The 2,026-nt window shown below is 35.3% G+C and carries 2 protein-coding genes; both read left to right on the top strand.

Annotated elements, in window-relative coordinates; translation table 11 throughout:
- Positions 1–386 precede the first annotated feature (386 nt).
- Positions 387–1,037 (top strand): nitroreductase family protein, encoded by a 651-nt coding sequence (locus JOD29_RS20180; protein WP_124767063.1) that lies wholly within the window; start codon positions 387–389, stop codon positions 1,035–1,037.
- Between the two features lie 269 nt (positions 1,038–1,306).
- Positions 1,307–1,516, top strand: a complete 210-nt coding sequence (locus JOD29_RS20175; RefSeq protein WP_124767064.1) for a hypothetical protein — start codon at positions 1,307–1,309, stop codon at positions 1,514–1,516.
- The last annotated feature ends 510 nt before the right edge of the window (positions 1,517–2,026 follow it).

Raw genomic sequence — 2,026 nt, 5'->3', positions numbered from 1 at the left:
GGTTTCTAGTCAATTCCATTTTAACAAACAATAGAGGTATTTTTTTATTTATTTTCACCTATTTCCATTTAATGTAATCGTTTTTCAGTGACTTCGGACAGGTTCCTTGTCCCAATTTTTGGCGTGGTGTGAGTTTGGTGAAATTGCTAGATTGTGACAATGTAAAATTATAAATCTCGTAATTAGTAGTAGGGAAATTTGTGCTATAAAGGATTATCTTTGTTCTTGTTTAAAGCCTTATTTTTGACAATTCATTTCAATTTAAGTAATGTAACTTTGAAACATATGAACAAGAGTATATGTTTCATTTTAAGTTTACGAACCATTGCAATAATAAATTAGCAGGTTAATAGAGAAGTAAACATTGATTATTAGGAGGTTATTTTATGACAAGTACACATACACTACAAAAACCTGAAGCGTTCTTAGATGTAATTCAAGAGCGTCGATCAGTACGTACATATGACCCTACAGTAAAAATTTCACGCGAAGAAATGTCCGAAATCTTAAAACTTTCAACGTTAGCTCCTTCATCTTCAAACTTGCAACCATGGCGTTTTCTGGTAATCGATACGCCTGAGCTGAAAGAAAAGCTTTTACCAATTGCTAACAATCAACAGCAAGTAGTCGAGGCCTCAGCTATAATAGCTGTTCTTGGAGATGTGAAAAGCTATGAGAAAGCTGAGAAAATTTATAAACAAGCGGTCGAAGCAGGTTTTATGCCAGAGGAAACAGCTAAGTCATTCATTGAACGCACTGTCGAAATGTACTCAAGTTTACCATCTGAAGTGGCTCGTCAAATTGTTTATACAGATGGTGGTCTTGTATCAATGCAATTAATGCTTGTTGCTCGTTCAAAAGGTTATGACACAGTTCCGATGGGTGGTTACAATAAAGCGAAATTCGTTGAAGCGTTCGGAATTTCGGAGCAGTATGTACCAGTTATGCTTATTGCCATTGGAAAAGCCGCAAAACCAGGACACCAAACAACACGCCTTCCACTAGAGGATGTAGTATTTTTTAATGAAATGAAATAAGTGGGAAAACCCTTTAGAAATATAGTTGTAATCAATGAAAGTTTCATCATTTGATGCGATCAAAATCCCTTCTCTGAATTGAGGTAGGGATTTTTTATGTACTTTATTTTAACGGAAAGTAGGAGGGAGTTTGATCTGACAAATGCAAGTAACCTAATATAACCGTTAAAAATAGGAATTGATCCAGTTTGTTGATTTTTAAAAATTTCTCATCAGATTTAACTATATTATGACCACCTTTGGGCAAATTACATGTGGAGGTGATAATCATGAGTAAAGGACACGACAAACAACGAATTAGTGTAGAACTAGGTGGTATGGAGATTTTTGGGACGACTTCCAATGCACCTGTTGGAGGTTACCAGGCTTCTGGTGATATCGAAAATGCCGGTAGATTAGATAAAGGCTTCAAAAAAGTTGAAGAAGCAGACCGTTTCCCAAAAGCTTCATTGAAAGAAGGGGAACAAAAAGAGTATTAAACTTTGTAAGCCAAAAATTGTAATGAAAAGGCCCCGGTTTAGTTCCGTGGGCCTTTTGGTGTTTAGTTCTATTATAAGGTATCGAGTATTAATAAAAAATGAGCTGACCAAGATGAATTGTCATTTGAAATTGGGTGTGTACTTGCGGTTGATTTGCATCACTATATTAATGGCAATTCAGCCTTTGATAAATTCGGTTGCAAGTGAGATATTCCCAATATTAACGGAAAATACTTCGCTTATCGAAGCACTAAAAGCTAGCACTACATGTGTTAACGAAAAAACTTCCTTATCTGAGCTTGAAAAGCCGGAACTACATACAATAACGGAAAATAATTCCCTAACCGAGCTTGAAAAGCCAGCCAAACACACAATAACGGAAAATCATTCCCTTATCTTAGGTTGAAAAGCCGGAACTACATACAATAACGGAAAATAATTCCCTTATTTTGAAAAATACCCGAATTTTTCGGATAATAAAGGAATATTATTCCGTTATTTTATCGAAAT

This window comes from Lysinibacillus composti, from assembly GCF_016908465.1.
Taxonomy (GTDB): Bacteria; Bacillota; Bacilli; order Bacillales_A; family Planococcaceae; genus Ureibacillus; species Ureibacillus composti_A.
The sequence above is the reverse complement of the archived record's forward strand: the minus strand, read 5'-3'. Positions and strand labels throughout refer to the sequence as shown.